Here is a 15,694-nt window from a genome sequence, read left to right as displayed (position 1 = left end):
GAAACCATCAAGTATTTAAACTCAAAGCATTTTAGTATGAATTTGTAGTTAAAATCCGAACACGGATGTACGAAAATATATAAAAAAACTCGCACGTGTAATCACTGGTTATAGTCGATCCTTGAATTATTATAGTTGGTCCTTGTGTATCCTTAAGGCAGAAAAGACTTCAAGTGCCGTATTGCACGGGGTACCACTTATTTCTTGGGAAAATTTACGAACTGGCTCACAATCACAGCGCAGAAAAGGATTGGTTAGTTTTTCTTCTAGTATTGTTGAAGGGACTGTAGGTTTTCCCTCTTTGCGTAATTTATCGACCTTATTGACTCTATCAATCAGGTCTTTACTATACGGCTCAACCAATTGGGCAAAACGAAGATTATTTTGTGTATACTCGTGGGCGCAAAAGACTTTTGTTTCATCAGGCAAATTTGCTAAAAGCATAAGTGAATCCAGCATTTGTTTATGGGTGCCCTCGAAAACCCGGCCGCATCCCCCGGCAAACAAAACATCTCCACAAAAAAGTAGTGGTTCTGAATAATAGGCAATGTGGGAACGTGTATGACCAGGAAGTGGTATGATTTGAAAAGAAATGTGCTGATTATGGCCGCACGAAAAATCTAAGCCCCCAGATACTCTGTTGTATGAACTTGGGAACCGAGGGTCAGGAGGGCAGTACACGACAGAGCCATAAAGCTTGACCAAATCAACAACACCACCAGTATGGTCAGCATGGTGATGAGTTAACAAAATTGACAGCAGAAGCAACTTTTCCTTTTCTAAGAAATCAATCACTACTGATGATTCACCAGGATCAAAAACTAATGCATGGTAGCAATCATGCATTACCCATATATAATTATCTTGTAAGGATGGAATCTCTGTAATATGCCAATGGTTCATAATAAATCGAAACTCCTATGATTGACGATATAAAAACACGTGAGTATGAGCTACTGAGCATAAAATCTCTCCAAGAGTGGGAGCAATTAGAAATTGACAAGATTATTTACCACATTTTTGGAGACTCCGCTTTACAAATGGGCATGAGTCAAAATGCTCGTCTTCTGCAGGAAAGTCGCATCCTCCATAAAATTTCCCTAGACACTCAAGGTGAGCCCTCTATTTTGGCAGAATTTGACTATATACCTTTGATGTCAGATTCAATAGATTTAGTAATTCTACCGCACATTCTGGAATCTTCTTCTTCCCCTAAGGGCATACTACAGGAGGCACAGCGTATATTACGTCCGGGAGGGCACATAGTAATTGCCTCATTTAATCCATGGAGTTTTTGGGGTATACATCAGTTAATTCATAAAAGCACAAACCGTGGGCTACCTTTAAGTCGTGTCAAAGACTGGATGAAGGAGCTAGGCTTACACATTACTCAAGGGTCTTTTGGTTGCTATAGACCCTTAACCTACAACAAGGTATGGTACAACCGGCTAGAATTCTTGGAGCGCGTAGGAAACCGTTGGTGGCCATTTACTGGATCTATCTACATAGTATGCGCCATAAAAGAGGTAGCTGGTATGACTTTCGTCATGAAAAATGCCTGGAAAAAAAACAGGCCCCAAGGACGTGGTCTGGATACTATTTGCAGACACGAGATTGATGGCTAGTATTTCAATAGGAAAACATTTATGTCAATTGAGTGTATTGAAATTTACACTGATGGATCGTGCTTGGGAAACCCGGGCATAGGTGGATGGGCTGCAATTATTGTAGTTGATAAGAGTACATTTGAATATTTTGGGTTTAACAAGTCCACAACTAACAACAGGATGGAACTTTGTGCTGCCATAGAAGGATTAAAAATAGCAACTACATACCACCCGCAAAAAATTTCTTTATTTAGCGATTCGCAATATATGAGGCTTGGCATAACCCAATGGATTAACAAATGGAAAAAAAATGGTTGGTGCACATCTAATAAAAAGAGCGTTAAAAATAAAGAACTGTGGGAAAATTTGGACGTTCTTAACCAAAAATTATTGATTGAGTGGAACTGGGTAAAAGGACACAATGGCAACTATTTCAATGAACGTGCAGATCAATTAGCACGAACTGCAGCGGAAAAATGCATTACAAACCAAGGATAGTAGAATGGCTGATAGAATTATTGTACTTGATACTGAAACTACTGGCATTGATCGTCGTAAGCACAGGCTAATAGAGGTAGCAGGTGTAGAAATTATTCGTCGCAAAAGAACTGGGAACCACTTTCATTCCTATGTTAATCCACAGCGTGACATAGATCCCGGTGCAATTGCCGTTCATGGTATAACTTTAGAATTCTTAAAAGACAAGCCTCTAGAAAAGGACATAATTGATGACTTTATTGAATTTATAACTGATGCAGATCTAGTAATACATAATGCACCATTTGATACTGGATTTCTAAACGATGCACTCATTAGAAATAACAAAGGCAGTCTAACTGATTACTGTAGTAGTATAATTGACACTCTTACAATAGCTCGTAGTCTTTATCCGGGTAAAAAAAATTCACTTGATGCTCTAGGAGAAAGATACAATATTGACAATACCGAACGTAGCAAAAAACATGGTGCACTTATTGATGCAGAACTTCTTGCTCAGGTATATCTAATAATGACAAGAGGGCAAGAGAACTTAAATCTAAACTCAATTAGCATTAACAACTGTAGAGATGAAAAAGATCAAAATAGGGAGCAAATATTAATATCTACATCCGACCAAGACAACCATAAGCATAAAGAATATCTAAAAAAGATGAAGCAAAAAAATAACATTTGCATTTGGTTAGACTTAGAAATATAGCCTCTAAATATTACAAAAATGTACTCCTATTTATAATATAAATTACGACGATAATCATATTCTATTGGTATTTTAAAAATACTATAACTAGTCCCTTTTTATAACATGGTAATTTAGGTATAGCTTCCTCTATAGCTCAACATTTATTTACTTTGCATAAACAAATACCCATTTTATTAACATAATTATTCTACGTATGAGATAAAAATATTTTTTACTAGCTCTTACTGTTGAAGTGTTATTGCTATATAAAAAAATAATACCAAATTCGTGAAATAAAATTAAAATTTAATAGAAAAAAATACTATCTCTTCGGAATAAAATTTATCAAAACACCAAGTATAAGAATAAATTTACTAATTGATAAATATACATAAAAACATATTCCATATCATCTGGTATGATATATATAATCCCTTAGTAATATCATGGTTAATGATAATTAGCTGTTTTTATGTATGTAATTGATATTTATCGATTATTAAGATGTTTTATGAATCACAAAAAATCCGTAAAGACCATGTTTTTTACATTGTTATTTTTTTAATGCAAAAAAAATAATATAAATACTTTCAATAAGATGCTTTTAAATTGAACGAAATTAATCATTATTTTAAAAAAAAATCTTCTTTTAATATGAGTATTATTTGACTAAATTATAACTAACGAATAAAGTAGTAACACTACCCTCCACTGCGTGTCTTGGCGCTTGCTTTATTAAGGACTGAGGCACATGAGATTGACAACTAAAGGACGCTTTGCAGTAACTGCAATGATTGATTTGGCGTTAAGAGAATTGGATCGTCCAGTCACACTAGCAGGAATTAGCGAACGCCAAAAAATATCTTTGTCTTATCTTGAACAACTGTTTGGAAAGTTGCGTAAACACGGGTTAGTTGAGAGCATCAGAGGCCCGGGAGGTGGCTATATAATTGCGCGGCAAATGGATAAAATTACTGTTGCAGATATAGTAACAGCAGTAGATGAACCAATAGACTCGGCAATGACAGAGTCCTTTGGTGAAATAACTGAAGACAAAAAATGTTTAACACAAGATTTATGGAACAATCTAAACAATATTATTTTAGATTATCTAAGGTCTGTGAGCTTAAAAGATTTAGTTGAAAAGCATAGGGATAAAAGCGTTAATGATGTAGATCAGCCATCACAACGTGTTAACGTCCTAATATACCGCAATGGTATTAAACAGTATGTAACAACTTGATCCCATGCATCCATGTAAGTTCATCCTGTAGCAACTTGTTACAGGATGTCTTATGTCTAGTAGTATTTAGTTATTGGGTATTTGTTCTTTTTGGAGTATCATCCTAACTCCTATATCCCTTGAACCCTACTTGAATATGGATTGTGGTTACGATGAAGTTACCAATTTACATGGACTACTCAGCAACTACCCCAGTTGACCCGATGGTTGTCACTAAGATGTTGCCTTTCTTAACTGAGAAGTTTGGTAATGCGGCTAGTCGTTCTCATTCGTACGGCTGGGTCGCGGAGTCTGCTGTTGAGGAGGCTCGTGAGCAATTGGCATCTGCAATTGGAGCTGACCACCGCGAGATAATATGGACTTCTGGTGCCACAGAGTCTAATAACCTGGCCATAAAGGGTGCTGCTGAATTTTACAAACATCGAGGGGAGCACATTATCACTTCTCAAACTGAGCATAAATCAGTTTTAGATAGCGTGCGTGCCCTAGAAAAAGCTGGGTTCACAGCTACTTATATAACACCAAGCAAGAATGGTATTATTGACTTGAATGTACTTCAGGATTCGATAAGGCCTGACACGTCTCTTGTATCCATAATGTTGGTCAATAATGAAATTGGGGTAATCCAACCTATAGAAGAGATAGGCAATATTTGCCGTGAGCGCAATATAATCTTCCATGTTGACGCTGTACAGGCTCTAGGGAGAGTACCAATAGATTTAAGAAAATTACCAGTTGATCTCATGTCTTTCTCTGGACACAAGATATATGGACCTAAGGGCATAGGTGCATTGTATGTAAGACGCGAACCGCGTGTGCGTTTAGTAGCTCAAATTCACGGTGGTGGGCATGAGAGGGGTCTTAGATCCGGCACTTTGCCTGTTCCGCAAATAGTAGGCATGGGTGAAGCAGCTCAGATATCGGTTAAGGTATGCTCTGAGGAGTGGACCCGCATGCTTGCTTTCCAGAAGAAAATGCTTGATTCGTTCCGTTCGATGGAGGCTATTTTCATAAATGGTGATTTGGATCACAGGGTACCTCACAACATAAATGCCAGCTTTGGATATGTTGAGGGGGAATCATTAATGATGGGAATAAAGGATATAGCTGTATCATCGGGGTCTGCTTGCACCTCATCTTCCCTGGAACCATCGTATGTACTACGTGCTCTCGGGGTAGGAAATGACTTAGCCCACTCCTCAATACGCATAACAATGGGTCGTTTCACGACTGAGGAAGAAGTAGATTATACTATACAGTCTCTGGAGCGGACTGTTGAACGGTTAAGATCCATGTCTCCGTTGTGGGAAATGTATAAAAATGGAGTTAACATAAATTCTGTTCAGTGGGATGTTCCGCACTAGGGTTAGCGGGTGCTATTTGATTTTTGGGATATCTTTTCATTAGAAGGGGAAAAAGAATGCCTTACTCGGACAAAGTTCTGGATCACTACGAAAACCCCAGGAATGTTGGTTCATTCCAGGAGGAAACTAAGGGTGTTGGCACTGGCATAGTTGGTGCTCCGTCTTGTGGTGATGTTATGAAGCTTCAGATAAAGGTAGGGAAGGATTCTGTCATAGAGGATGTTAAGTTTATGACATTTGGGTGTGGATCTGCTATAGCTTCTTCTTCCTTAGCAACAGAAATGATTAAGGGAAAAACGATAGACAATGCTCTCAAGATAAAAAATTCGGTAATAGTGGAGGAGTTATCTCTTCCGCCGGTTAAGATACACTGTTCCATTCTAGCTGAGGCTGCTATCAGGGCTGCTGTTGCCAACTATAAGGAGAATAATAGATTAGAGGACGGGGATGATACAGCTAGTGAAGACTGTGCAGTAGTATGGACGGGTAATGGAAACCCGGAAGAGGATAAGTCGCTTACGGTAGCTGCAGAATGATATGTCGGTCAATATTCATCTTACTGAGAGTGCATTGTTTCGCATTCGCTCTTCTATAAGTAAGCGAGGAAGTGGTGTAGGTGTTCGTTTTGGGATAAAGAAGACAGGTTGTTCTGGGTATGCTTACAAGATTGAGTATGTTGATAAAAAAAGAGATGATGATGTAGAGATTATATCTGGTGATATATCTGTGTTTGTACAAAGCAAGAGCGTTTCTTACTTGAATGGTAGTACGATAGACTTTGTGCGTGAGGGATTAAATGAGGGATTTAAGTTTATCAATCCAAACGCAAAGTCGTATTGTGGGTGTGGTGAATCTTTCAATGTTTAGTAACAAAAATTACTTTGAAGTGTTTGGTTTTCCTGTAACTCCGGATATTGATATTGATGCTTTACGTAATTCTTGGCATTCTTTGCAGCAAAAACACCATCCAGACCGGCGTATTATCTCTGAGGACGACGTATCGTCTCGCATAAATAGTGCTTACAACACACTTAGGGACCCATTTGAGCGTATACGTTACATATTGTCGTTACACTCTGCTCTTCCAACCCTAGAAGACGAATTATCTATTCCTACTGAGTTTTTGGAAGCGCATATGAAACAGCAGGAGGTGGTATTTAATGGATCGTATGAGCAAAGAATGGAAGTAGCAGAAATACTAAGCAAAGATGAATCATCCCTTAGGGATAAGCTATTCTCTGATATCAGATCGGCAAATTGGGATAATGCCAGACAAAATTTCATGAAATGGTCTTTTCTGCTCAAGACGCAGCAGAGATTAACTGAGTTACTTGATAGATAGGATAAAAAGGTTAGAATTACGACCACTATGCCTACTAAGATTAAGTAAAATGTCTTACCTTGTATCCATTACTGAACCGGAAGATTCTTACGACGATGAATTTGATTCTGAGGTAGTTGGGATTGATCTTGGAACCACTAATTCTCTGATTGCGGCTTATGAGGAGTCTAGTGGGCCGTATGTTATTCCTAGCGATAGTGAAGCGGATGATATTTTACTACCTTCTGCGGTTTGCTATGCTGAAGATGGAGTTTACGTAGGGCATGATGCTCTAGCTTTCCTAGACTCATCATCTGACAGAGTTTTCTTATCGATCAAACGTTACATTGGTCGTTTAGATGAACAGCAAAGAGAGGATATAGCTGCCACATATAAGGAGGAGCAAGATGGTACGTATGCGTACTTTGATACTCCCCAGGGCAGAAAATCTGCCATTGATATTTCGTCTGACATACTGCGGGTGCTTAAAGACAGAGCTTTAGCCCATCTCAAGAAAAGCATCCGTGGGGCTGTAATTACGGTTCCTGCTCACTTTAATAGTCCTCAAAGACAAGCCACCAGATTAGCTGCGCATAGAGCAAATTTGCAGGTATTACGCATTATAAATGAGCCTACTGCTGCTGCTTTGGCATATGGATTAGAAAAGGAGGAGCAGGGCTACTTCATGGTGTATGACCTTGGGGGTGGAACATTTGATATTTCTCTGCTTCACCTTTCTGAGGGAATATTTGAAGTTATTGCAACTGCTGGACATCCCAACATAGGGGGAGATAATTTTGATCGGGCATTGTTTGAAATTTTATGCAGTAAACATAGGGAGCTAAGACTAGATGAATGGTCTTACTACAGGATAGCCATACGTTTCATTAAAGAGCAACTGTCGTTTAGTGATTCAATAACATATGATATAACTACTAAATCTGGTGAGTGTATATACGGTGATATAGAACGTATAGCATTGGAAGAAAAAACAGATCATATTCTGCAAAAAACTTTTTCTACATCAAAAAAAGTGTTACACCAAAGTGGTATTATCAATCTTGATGGAATCGTATTAGTTGGTGGTGCAACTCGCATGCCTGCTGTAGTAAATGGACTTAAGAATCTATTCGGAAACGATCCTCTAAACGACATTGATCCTGACACGGTGGTTGCAATTGGTGCAGCTGCACAGGCCCATCAACTTAATTCTCCTGACAAGAAACATCCCCTTCTTCTTGATGTAACTCCGATGTCGCTAGGAATTGAGGTCATGGGTGGGTTGATGGAGGTTATTGTTCCCAAGCATACACCTATACCCACTGCCAAGGAAGAAATTTTCACCACCTTTAAGGATGGACAGGTAGGGTTTGACTTCAAGGTGCTTCAAGGAGAGCGTGAGCACGTGGATGACTGCCACTCAATAGGAACATTTCACTTAAGGGGGTTACCTTCTCGCATTGCGGGGGAGGTTCGTGTAAGGGTAATTTTTCAAATTGACGTTGATGGTTTGTTATCTGTCACGGCGGAATCGCTGTGTTCTGACCATATTGAGCAGCTTGATACTAGTTGGTCTGAGGCACTTTCTTCATCTGTGGAGGAGGAATCATCAAAATTGCTTGAAGAGGACATGTTGCTTAGGAGTAAGGTTGAGAAGGTGCAAGAAGCTAGGAGAGTGATACAAGCAATTGACAGATTTACACAAAATGTAACTAGGAATGAGAGTAATATCTTGCTAATTGAGCGCATTGTCAAGCATCGTAATTCGCTACAGAGCTACTTAGAAAACCATGACATGATGGAAATTGACGTAAATATAATTTCAGAAGAAGTTGGGTTGTTAAATCAAATTTCCAGAAACATGTCTCTACCACATGGGAGATAGACGGTGCCACGTGTCATTGTGTTACCTCACGAGGAACTTTGCCCTGAGGGTGAATGTTTTGAAGCTCAACCCGGCGTATCTATATGTAATGCTTTGCTAAACAATAATATAGAAATAGAGCATGCATGTGAGAAATGCTGTGCATGCACCACCTGCCATGTGTGGGTACGTGAGGGCATGGAAGGATTGAGCCCTGCTAGTGAAGCTGAGGAAGATTTATTGGATCGTGCCTGGGGGGTAGAGATAGATTCGCGTCTATCGTGTCAGGCCATCCTAAACAAAGGGGATATAATTGTTGAAATTCCAAGGTATACTATCAATCATGCTAAGGAGTAGATGGAGTAACTTCACATGAATTGGATGGATGTTAATGATATTGCAATTGCTTTATATGAAAATCATCCAGAAGTTGATCCGCTGAGCTTAAGTTTTACCAAGTTAAGGGATATGGTAATTAAGCTTGATGGCTTTGATTCTGAGGGTGGTGATTGTAGTGAAAAAATACTCGAAGCTATTCAAATGGCATGGTTAGATGAGAGGTAGCAATGATTGAGTACAGGTTATCATTTTCTCAGGAACAGAAGCATTACATAGACATTTCTGTTACGTGCGCTGCCATATCTGGTACGACTATATTTATCCTGCCGGTATGGACCCCTGGATCTTACGTGATACGCAATCACTCCAGGCATATTGTAAAGAAATATGCGACCCTCAATGGGCACGAGGAGCCAGTACATACGATTAATAAAAATAGCTGGTCTGTAAATAGCAAACCGGGTGATATTGTCATTTTTTATTATACAATTTATTCCTGGGACTGGAGTGTTAGAACTTGTGTTTTGGAGGAGGAGTTCGCGCATATAGTAGGGGCTGCTGCTTTTGTTCGCGTACTAAATTTAGAAAATGAGGCTCATGTAGTACGTTGGGAAAAACACAAAAATGATTGGACCTGTGCCACTGCTATGAAGCCCTACAAAGATGATAATTCGTGGGTATCTGCTGGGTATGATGAATTTATTGATCATCCTATGTTGTTGGGAAATCTAACTCAGTTTTCCTGGGACTTAGAGGGCATTATTCATCACATGGCAATAACCACTAGGGCGGACATAGACCGTGAGTCAATAATTCAGATGCTCTCTAAAATTATACTTGCGCAAAAGTACATATTTGGATCACCGCCCAAGGTGCTTACTGAGTATTACTTTTTAGTAATAACTTCTGATAAATTGATAGGAGGTTTGGAGCATCGTCGCAGTTCATCTCTCATTTGTCCTCGTATAAGTCTTCAATGTGGAAGGAACAATAGGCAAAGTAAACGTTATATTGATTTTTTATCTCTATGTAGTCATGAGCACTTTCATATGTGGTGGGTAAAATTATTTAAGCCCAAGGAGTTGGTTACGTATGATTATGATAGAGAAAATTATACATCTCTTCTCTGGTTATTTGAGGGGATGACTTCGTACTATGGAAATTTAAGCTTAGTTAGGTCTGGTGTAACCACGGCAGAAGAGTACTTACTTTACTTAGCCAAAACTATTAAGGCGGTGGAATCGTATGCGGGGTATGACAAGCAAACTGCTGCTGAGGCGAGTTTTGAATCATGGACAAAGTATTACCAGACACCAGAAAACAGGTTGAACTCTCAGGTTAGTTATTATGAAAAGGGTGAGCTCATTGCTTTGTACACCAACTGCTACATTATGGTAAGTTCTGGTGGGAAATATTGTTTGGACAATGTTCTAAGAGAGTTATGGGCTCGTTATGGTAGTAGTGATCATTTAGGAATGTCGGAAGAGGATTGGTATGGGGCAATTATTGACGTTACTGGTATAGATGCGAGCCAAGTAATAAGAAGGCTTGTTCATCATCATGATCATGTAGAGTGGGAGCCACTTTTAAGTAGTGTAGGAATTAGTTATAAAGCCGCCAAAGTTTGTGAGAGTACTCCGTCTCTTGGGGTAAGTTTTGTTGCCAGTAACAAGCCTGGCTTAACAATTGACCAGGTACTTGAAGACGGCAGTGCAATGACTGCTGGACTTGGAAGTGGTGACAGAATTATAGCCATAGACCAGATAGAATGCACGGAGAGTACGTTAGACGTTATGCTAAATACAAGTGCAGTAGTGGGAAACAAATCCACTGTGCATTTTATCAGACAGGGATTACTAAGAACTGCTGTCATGACTTGGCTCAAATCACCGCTTAAGTTTGAGCACTGCTCTTTGACAATTGACGATCTTAATCATCCGTACCTGAGGATGTTGTTACATATTAATGCTATAAACTAAACCAATAGTGTGCTGTATCTAGCATTCTATTACAGAAACCCCACTCATTATCGTACCACCCAAAAACTTTTGCGCAGTTAGATGAAACGACCTTAGTTAGACCGGCATCGAATATGCATGATGCTGGGTTATGAACAAAATCTACTGACACCAATGGCTCTTCGTTAAACTGAAGGATAGGGGACATATTTGTTTCGGATGCCTCCTTCATGCATTCGGTTATTGAAGTGGGTGTAACCTCCTCTGCAGCAACAAATGTCAGGTCCACTAAAGACACGTTAGGTGTAGGTACACGTACGGAACAGCCATCTAATTTCCCGTTCAACTCTGGGATAACCAGACCAACTGCAACTGCGGCACCGGTTTTAGTTGGAATAATGGATAGCCCAGCGGCTCTAGCGCGACGAAAATCTGTATGTGAGCCATCATTTAGAAGCTGATCATTTGTATATGAATGTATTGTAGTCATCAGACCGTATTTAATAACGAATCTCTTATGTAATGGCAAAGCCATTGCTGCCACGCAATTTGTAGTACATGAGGCGCTGGAGATAACCTTATGTTCTGCTCTAAGGGAGTGGTGATTAACTCCAAAAACGACTGTAGCATCAACTTCCTTACCGGCCGGAGCGGAAATCATTACTTTTTTGGCCCCGGATTCAATATGTTTGGATGCAAGTTCGAATGAATTAAAACGTCCGGTACATTCTAAGACCAAATCGATATCTAGTTTCTTCCATGGTAAAAGGAGGGGATTACGCTCAGCAACAAATTGAATATCTTGTCCATCTACATTTAACACGGACTCTTTTGACCAAAAAACGTCTTTAGAGAATTTTCCATGAACCGAATCGTAGCGGGTAAAAATATGAGCTGCTGAGGGCATTGAGGGGTCATTTACGGCAACAATATCTATATTCTTGTGGTCATAGTACTCAAAATGAGACTTTAGAATATTCCTGCCGATACGTCCGTATCCATTAATAGCAACCCGTATCTTTCTCATAATCCATCTCTCTCAAAATTTTTTTCTGCGCTGATGATAAAAAATCGCAAGTATCATCAGCAACCCTCAAGGCAGTTAAGCCAAAAGCCTCATATAGAACTTCACATGGGGCAGATGCGCCAAAATGATCAATGCCTATTGCTATACCACCAGCACTAAAGTAGCGGTACCACCCTCTGGTAACTCCTGACTCGACAGAGACACAAGGGACACCTGGCAATAATACGGATTCACGATATATATCTGTTTGCCTATCAAAAACGGTAGTAGAAGGCATGGATACAACTCGTGCATTAACATCACGAGTTTGTAAGATAGCTCTAGCTTCCACGGCAATTGCTACTTCTGTGCCGGTAGCAATTATAATAACATCTGGCTTTCCTTGTCCTTCTAACAATATGTAGGCACCGCAGGATACATTGCTATAGTCAGCTTTAATAGCCAAGGGTGGTGTATTTTGTCTGCTAAGAATAAGGGCAGTAGGTCCAGAATAAGACAATGCAAACGACCAAGCTGCGGATGTTTCTGCCTGATCACAGGGTCGCCACACCATCATATTGGGAATCAACCTTAATGATTCTACATGTTCAATTGGTTGATGTGTTGGTCCGTCCTCACCCAATCCTATAGAATCGTGAGTAAATATATATATGCAGCGAGTTGCCATCAGGGCGGACATTCTGATGGAATTTCTTGCGTAATCTGAAAATGTCAAAAACGTTCCACCAAATGGAACATAGCCTCCATGGAGTGCTATTCCGTTCATGATGGCTGATAATCCAAACTCACGTACACCATAGTGAATATAGCGTCCTGGGGTTTGCTTAGACACGGACTCAGCATTAGGCCATTTAGTAAGATTGGAGGGAGTTAGGTCTGCGGATCCACCGATAATTTCTGGAAGAAGTTTAGTCCACTCATCGATACAAATCTGACTAGATTTGCGGGTTGCCAAAGTTCTTTCATCTTTTTGAGCATTAGTAAAAAGCTGGCGTGACCATTCATTAAAAGAGTCTGGCAAAACATTTCTCCATCGGCGAGATAACTCTGCTGCATCATCTGGATAGAGTTCCTTGTATCTGGAAAAAAGATTTTCCCATATTTTCTGAGAATGTCTTCCTTTATCGGTAGCATCCCAGGCTTTGTATACACCTTCTGGTATAAAAAACGGCTCGTACTGCCAGGACAACTGTAACCTAACCTTTGCTACTTCACTTGAGCCTAGAGGAGAACCATGGACTTCTGCAGTACCTATTTTATTTGGGCTGCCGTAACCAATTTTGGTGCGACAACAAATTAGGACTGGCCTATGTATCTCTTTATGTGCTCTAGAAATAGCTTTATCTATTGCATCAATATCGTGGCCATCGACACTAAAAATCACCAACCATCCGTAGGACTCAAAGCGTTTCTTAACATCCTCAGTAAACCATTTTTCAACTGAACCATCTATAGAGATACCATTGTCATCCCAAAAAGCAATGAGTTTATTAAGTCCCCATGTTCCGGCTAAAGAAGCTGCTTCATGAGAAATTCCTTCCATTAAGCAGCCATCTCCTAAAAAAACATATGTTCTATGATTAATTAATTCTAGATCAGGACGATTAAATTCTTTAGCTAATAAAAACTCTGCCAAAGCCATGCCTACAGCATTAGCAAATCCTTGTCCAAGGGGTCCTGTAGTAGTTTCCACCCCTGGAGTTTGGCCATGTTCTGGATGTCCTGGTGTTAGGGAATTAAACTGACGAAATGATTTTATGTCACTTATGGAAATATCATATCCAGATAGGTGTAGTAATGAGTACAGCAACATAGATCCATGACCGTTAGATAGAACAAAACGATCACGATCTGGCCAGTTACAATCTTTAGGATTATGTCTAAGATACTTATTCCATAAAACGTAGGCTATATCTGCCATTCCCATTGGCATACCTGGATGACCTGACCCAGCTTTCTCTATAGCATCTACAGAAAGAATACGAATAGCATTAGACAATAGATTTGCAGATGACATATCTTCACTCACTAAACATAGATTTAAGGTAAGACACTTCTGCCTTAGAGCCGACGATAACACTTACTCGTTGATGAATAGAGTTTGGTACAATACTAAGTAGTGAATGACAATTACCATCTGTTGTAAGTCCTCCAGCTTGCTCTACAATCCAGGATATGGGGCTAACTTCGTACAGCAATCTTAATCTGCCGAGTTTAGTTTTTTCTCTAGAATCTGATGGATAGAGAAAAATTCCACCTCTCATAAGCAAGCGATGTATATCAGCAACCATAGATGCAACCCAGCGCATATTAAAGTGGCGATTACGCGGGCCGGTATCACCCAGCAAGCATTGTTCAACATATTCTTTTATTGGCTCTGACCAAAATCTTCTATTTGAGACATTAATTGAGAATTCGCTTGTAGTTTCTGGAATTTTTATAGAGTGCTGAGAAAGGCGATATACGAGTTCATCTTTATCCAAAGTGAAGACATGTGTTCCATTGCCCCATGTTAAAACGAGTTGTGTCATTGGTCCATAGATAAAATATCCTGCCACAAATTGTTCTATTCCTGGACGAAAAAAAATTTCATCACTGTAGTTAATTTTACCGTGGTGTTTATCAGGAACAACAAATATGGAGAAAATAGTACCCACAGAAACATTCATATCCAAATTTGATGAGCCATCCAGGGGATCTATAGCTAGGATATAATTTGTACCATCAGCACTATGAGACTGAAATACGGGATGTTTGCTTTCTTCTGAGGCAATAGCAAGCAATTGGGGGCAATACGTCAGGATGTCACAAAAACGCTCATGTGAGTAAATATCCAGGGATTTTTGGATCTCTCCGTGAACATTAAAGGATTCGGGGTTTTCGTTACAATTACCCATACTGGTTGAAAGAGTCTTTGAAACATCGATGCTAGCACCAACCAAGTGGCTAAACATGATTAGAAATTCATCTTCAAAAGATTCTAGTTGTAAAACAGAGAAGAGATCCATGTTAAATATATGAAAAAAATTAATATGAGTGATTATTACCGCTAATTAACAACAATCCAGTGAGCTACTTCACAACTTGCAAATTAATTATCTAGCATTATTGTACCTACGAAAATGGTGTTATAGGACTACAAAGATCACTAGTCATTCGGTAACATTAATTAGAGATGATATCATCGAGTAAGAGCTTTATCAGTTTATAGTTATGGGGGGGTGTCATCTGGGAATCAGGCATTACATGAACATGATGCACATTGTTCGATCTATAATTAACACATCCCGGCCTTCCTTAGCTGAGGGACGACTGGGAAAATTTTCCATTGAAGCTAGCACATATGGTTGTGTTAGGGCTGCGTCTCGTTTGGACAGTACCAGTAACATAGTAAAACGTACCATGCAGGATCGTGACATCAGGGTACTTGACACAGGAAAAGAAGCGAAGGTATCTGCACTGAGTGGTGCCAGCCAGATAGTGTGTGAATTTGAAAAAATACTAACGAAGAAGAAGTAGCAAGAATAGAGAAGAACGCCTCCGACACGAATCGAACGTGCGGCCTACTCCTTAGGAGGGAGTCGCTCTATCCACTGAGCTACGGAGGCACTTTGGAAAAAATTCTTCTCAGTAGGACAAAACAGGTGTGTAGCATTAAAATAAAATTGTAGCATTAAAACAAAAGAGGGGCGTAAGCCCCTCCATGCATTAAAAAGTTTCGCGGCGTCCTACTTTCGCTATAGTTAAATAACTATCATCGGCGCTTTGGCGTTTCACTATCCTGTTCGAAA

Annotated in this window: 17 protein-coding genes and 1 tRNA gene; 13 read left to right on the top strand and 5 right to left on the bottom strand. The window is 39.6% G+C overall.

The window, feature by feature from the left end; all coding sequences use genetic code 11:
• Positions 1-129: 129 nt before the first annotated feature.
• Positions 130-903, bottom strand: a complete 774-nt coding sequence (gene gloB, locus A6733_RS07340; RefSeq protein WP_092400763.1) for a hydroxyacylglutathione hydrolase — start codon at positions 901-903, stop codon at positions 130-132.
• A gap of 17 nt (positions 904-920) precedes the next feature.
• Between gloB and A6733_RS07335 the strand changes: the two genes are divergently transcribed.
• From A6733_RS07335 to A6733_RS07280, 12 genes are all read left to right on the top strand, one after another.
• Entirely contained in the window at positions 921-1,625 is a 705-nt protein-coding gene (locus A6733_RS07335) for a class I SAM-dependent methyltransferase (protein ID WP_092400766.1), read from the top strand.
• A 21-nt stretch (positions 1,626-1,646) separates the two neighbouring features.
• A complete protein-coding gene (rnhA, locus tag A6733_RS07330; RefSeq protein WP_092400769.1) occupies positions 1,647-2,105 on the top strand; it encodes a ribonuclease HI in 459 nt (152 codons plus the stop codon).
• A 4-nt stretch (positions 2,106-2,109) separates the two neighbouring features.
• Positions 2,110-2,805 (top strand): DNA polymerase III subunit epsilon, encoded by a 696-nt coding sequence (gene dnaQ / locus A6733_RS07325; protein ID WP_092400772.1) that lies wholly within the window; start codon positions 2,110-2,112, stop codon positions 2,803-2,805.
• A 733-nt stretch (positions 2,806-3,538) separates the two neighbouring features.
• On the top strand, positions 3,539-4,030 hold the full coding sequence (locus tag A6733_RS07320; RefSeq protein WP_092402781.1) for an Rrf2 family transcriptional regulator: 492 nt from the start codon (positions 3,539-3,541) through the stop codon (positions 4,028-4,030).
• A 152-nt stretch (positions 4,031-4,182) separates the two neighbouring features.
• Entirely contained in the window at positions 4,183-5,394 is a 1,212-nt protein-coding gene (locus A6733_RS07315; RefSeq protein ID WP_092402779.1) for an IscS subfamily cysteine desulfurase, read from the top strand.
• 56 nt (positions 5,395-5,450) lie between these two features.
• A complete protein-coding gene (gene iscU / locus A6733_RS07310; RefSeq protein WP_092402777.1) occupies positions 5,451-5,930 on the top strand; it encodes a Fe-S cluster assembly scaffold IscU in 480 nt (159 codons plus the stop codon).
• Between the two features lies 1 nt (position 5,931).
• Positions 5,932-6,261: a HesB/IscA family protein gene (locus A6733_RS07305; RefSeq protein WP_092402775.1), complete on the top strand. Its 330-nt coding sequence runs from the start codon at positions 5,932-5,934 to the stop codon at positions 6,259-6,261.
• Positions 6,254-6,736, top strand: a complete 483-nt coding sequence (gene hscB / locus A6733_RS07300; RefSeq protein ID WP_175330529.1) for a Fe-S protein assembly co-chaperone HscB — start codon at positions 6,254-6,256, stop codon at positions 6,734-6,736. Before A6733_RS07305 ends, hscB begins: the two co-directional genes overlap by 8 nt.
• Positions 6,737-6,785: 49 nt before the next feature.
• Positions 6,786-8,600: an Hsp70 family protein gene (locus A6733_RS07295; RefSeq protein ID WP_092402771.1), complete on the top strand. Its 1,815-nt coding sequence runs from the start codon at positions 6,786-6,788 to the stop codon at positions 8,598-8,600.
• Between the two features lie 3 nt (positions 8,601-8,603).
• Positions 8,604-8,936 carry an ISC system 2Fe-2S type ferredoxin gene (gene fdx, locus A6733_RS07290; RefSeq protein ID WP_092402769.1) on the top strand — a complete coding sequence of 111 codons (333 nt, stop codon included), beginning with the start codon at positions 8,604-8,606 and terminating at the stop codon, positions 8,934-8,936.
• A gap of 15 nt (positions 8,937-8,951) precedes the next feature.
• Positions 8,952-9,143, top strand: a complete 192-nt coding sequence (gene iscX / locus A6733_RS07285; RefSeq protein ID WP_092402767.1) for a Fe-S cluster assembly protein IscX — start codon at positions 8,952-8,954, stop codon at positions 9,141-9,143.
• A gap of 2 nt (positions 9,144-9,145) precedes the next feature.
• On the top strand, positions 9,146-10,897 hold the full coding sequence (locus A6733_RS07280) for a M61 family metallopeptidase (RefSeq protein WP_092402765.1): 1,752 nt from the start codon (positions 9,146-9,148) through the stop codon (positions 10,895-10,897).
• Here the strand turns inward: A6733_RS07280 and gap are convergent.
• The 3 genes from gap to A6733_RS07265 are packed head-to-tail and all read right to left on the bottom strand — an operon-like array spanning position 10,887 to position 14,911.
• Positions 10,887-11,903 carry a type I glyceraldehyde-3-phosphate dehydrogenase gene (gap, locus tag A6733_RS07275; protein WP_092402763.1) on the bottom strand — a complete coding sequence of 339 codons (1,017 nt, stop codon included), beginning with the start codon at positions 11,901-11,903 and terminating at the stop codon, positions 10,887-10,889. The genes A6733_RS07280 and gap overlap by 11 nt on opposite strands.
• The gene (gene tkt, locus A6733_RS07270; protein ID WP_092402761.1) at positions 11,878-13,920 is read right to left on the bottom strand and encodes a transketolase; all 2,043 of its coding nucleotides are present in this window, start codon (positions 13,918-13,920) and stop codon (positions 11,878-11,880) included. The genes gap and tkt overlap by 26 nt, the downstream gene beginning before the upstream one ends.
• A gap of 4 nt (positions 13,921-13,924) precedes the next feature.
• A complete protein-coding gene (locus tag A6733_RS07265; protein ID WP_092402759.1) occupies positions 13,925-14,911 on the bottom strand; it encodes a class 1 fructose-bisphosphatase in 987 nt (328 codons plus the stop codon).
• Positions 14,912-15,155: 244 nt separating this feature from the next.
• Here A6733_RS07265 and A6733_RS07260 point away from each other — a divergent pair, with 244 nt between their 5' ends.
• Positions 15,156-15,422, top strand: coding sequence for a hypothetical protein (locus A6733_RS07260; protein ID WP_092402757.1), 267 nt, complete (start codon positions 15,156-15,158; stop codon positions 15,420-15,422).
• Between the two features lie 16 nt (positions 15,423-15,438).
• On the opposite strand, the gene A6733_RS07255 is transcribed toward A6733_RS07260, so the two are convergent.
• A tRNA-Arg gene (locus A6733_RS07255) sits at positions 15,439-15,511 on the bottom strand.
• Positions 15,512-15,694 lie beyond the last annotated feature (183 nt).

This window comes from Candidatus Ichthyocystis sparus, from assembly GCF_900078745.1.
GTDB lineage: Bacteria > Pseudomonadota > Gammaproteobacteria > Burkholderiales > 2013Ark19i > Ichthyocystis > Ichthyocystis sparus.
The sequence above is the reverse complement of the archived record's forward strand: the minus strand, read 5'-3'. Positions and strand labels throughout refer to the sequence as shown.

Excerpts from the sequence above, each read along its gene's own strand:
- gloB (WP_092400763.1), bottom strand. The coding sequence starts at position 903 with ATGAACCATTGGCATATTACAGAGATTCCATCCTTACAAGATAATTAT.
- A6733_RS07335 (WP_092400766.1), top strand. The coding sequence starts at position 921 with ATGATTGACGATATAAAAACACGTGAGTATGAGCTACTGAGCATAAAA.
- rnhA (WP_092400769.1), top strand. The coding sequence starts at position 1,647 with ATGTCAATTGAGTGTATTGAAATTTACACTGATGGATCGTGCTTGGGA.
- dnaQ (WP_092400772.1), top strand. The coding sequence starts at position 2,110 with ATGGCTGATAGAATTATTGTACTTGATACTGAAACTACTGGCATTGAT.
- A6733_RS07320 (WP_092402781.1), top strand. The coding sequence starts at position 3,539 with ATGAGATTGACAACTAAAGGACGCTTTGCAGTAACTGCAATGATTGAT.
- A6733_RS07315 (WP_092402779.1), top strand. The coding sequence starts at position 4,183 with ATGAAGTTACCAATTTACATGGACTACTCAGCAACTACCCCAGTTGAC.
- iscU (WP_092402777.1), top strand. The coding sequence starts at position 5,451 with ATGCCTTACTCGGACAAAGTTCTGGATCACTACGAAAACCCCAGGAAT.
- A6733_RS07305 (WP_092402775.1), top strand. The coding sequence starts at position 5,932 with ATGTCGGTCAATATTCATCTTACTGAGAGTGCATTGTTTCGCATTCGC.
- hscB (WP_175330529.1), top strand. The coding sequence starts at position 6,254 with ATGTTTAGTAACAAAAATTACTTTGAAGTGTTTGGTTTTCCTGTAACT.
- A6733_RS07295 (WP_092402771.1), top strand. The coding sequence starts at position 6,786 with ATGTCTTACCTTGTATCCATTACTGAACCGGAAGATTCTTACGACGAT.
- iscX (WP_092402767.1), top strand. The coding sequence starts at position 8,952 with ATGAATTGGATGGATGTTAATGATATTGCAATTGCTTTATATGAAAAT.
- A6733_RS07280 (WP_092402765.1), top strand. The coding sequence starts at position 9,146 with ATGATTGAGTACAGGTTATCATTTTCTCAGGAACAGAAGCATTACATA.
- gap (WP_092402763.1), bottom strand. The coding sequence starts at position 11,903 with ATGAGAAAGATACGGGTTGCTATTAATGGATACGGACGTATCGGCAGG.
- tkt (WP_092402761.1), bottom strand. The coding sequence starts at position 13,920 with ATGTCATCTGCAAATCTATTGTCTAATGCTATTCGTATTCTTTCTGTA.
- A6733_RS07265 (WP_092402759.1), bottom strand. The coding sequence starts at position 14,911 with ATGGATCTCTTCTCTGTTTTACAACTAGAATCTTTTGAAGATGAATTT.
- A6733_RS07260 (WP_092402757.1), top strand. The coding sequence starts at position 15,156 with ATGATGCACATTGTTCGATCTATAATTAACACATCCCGGCCTTCCTTA.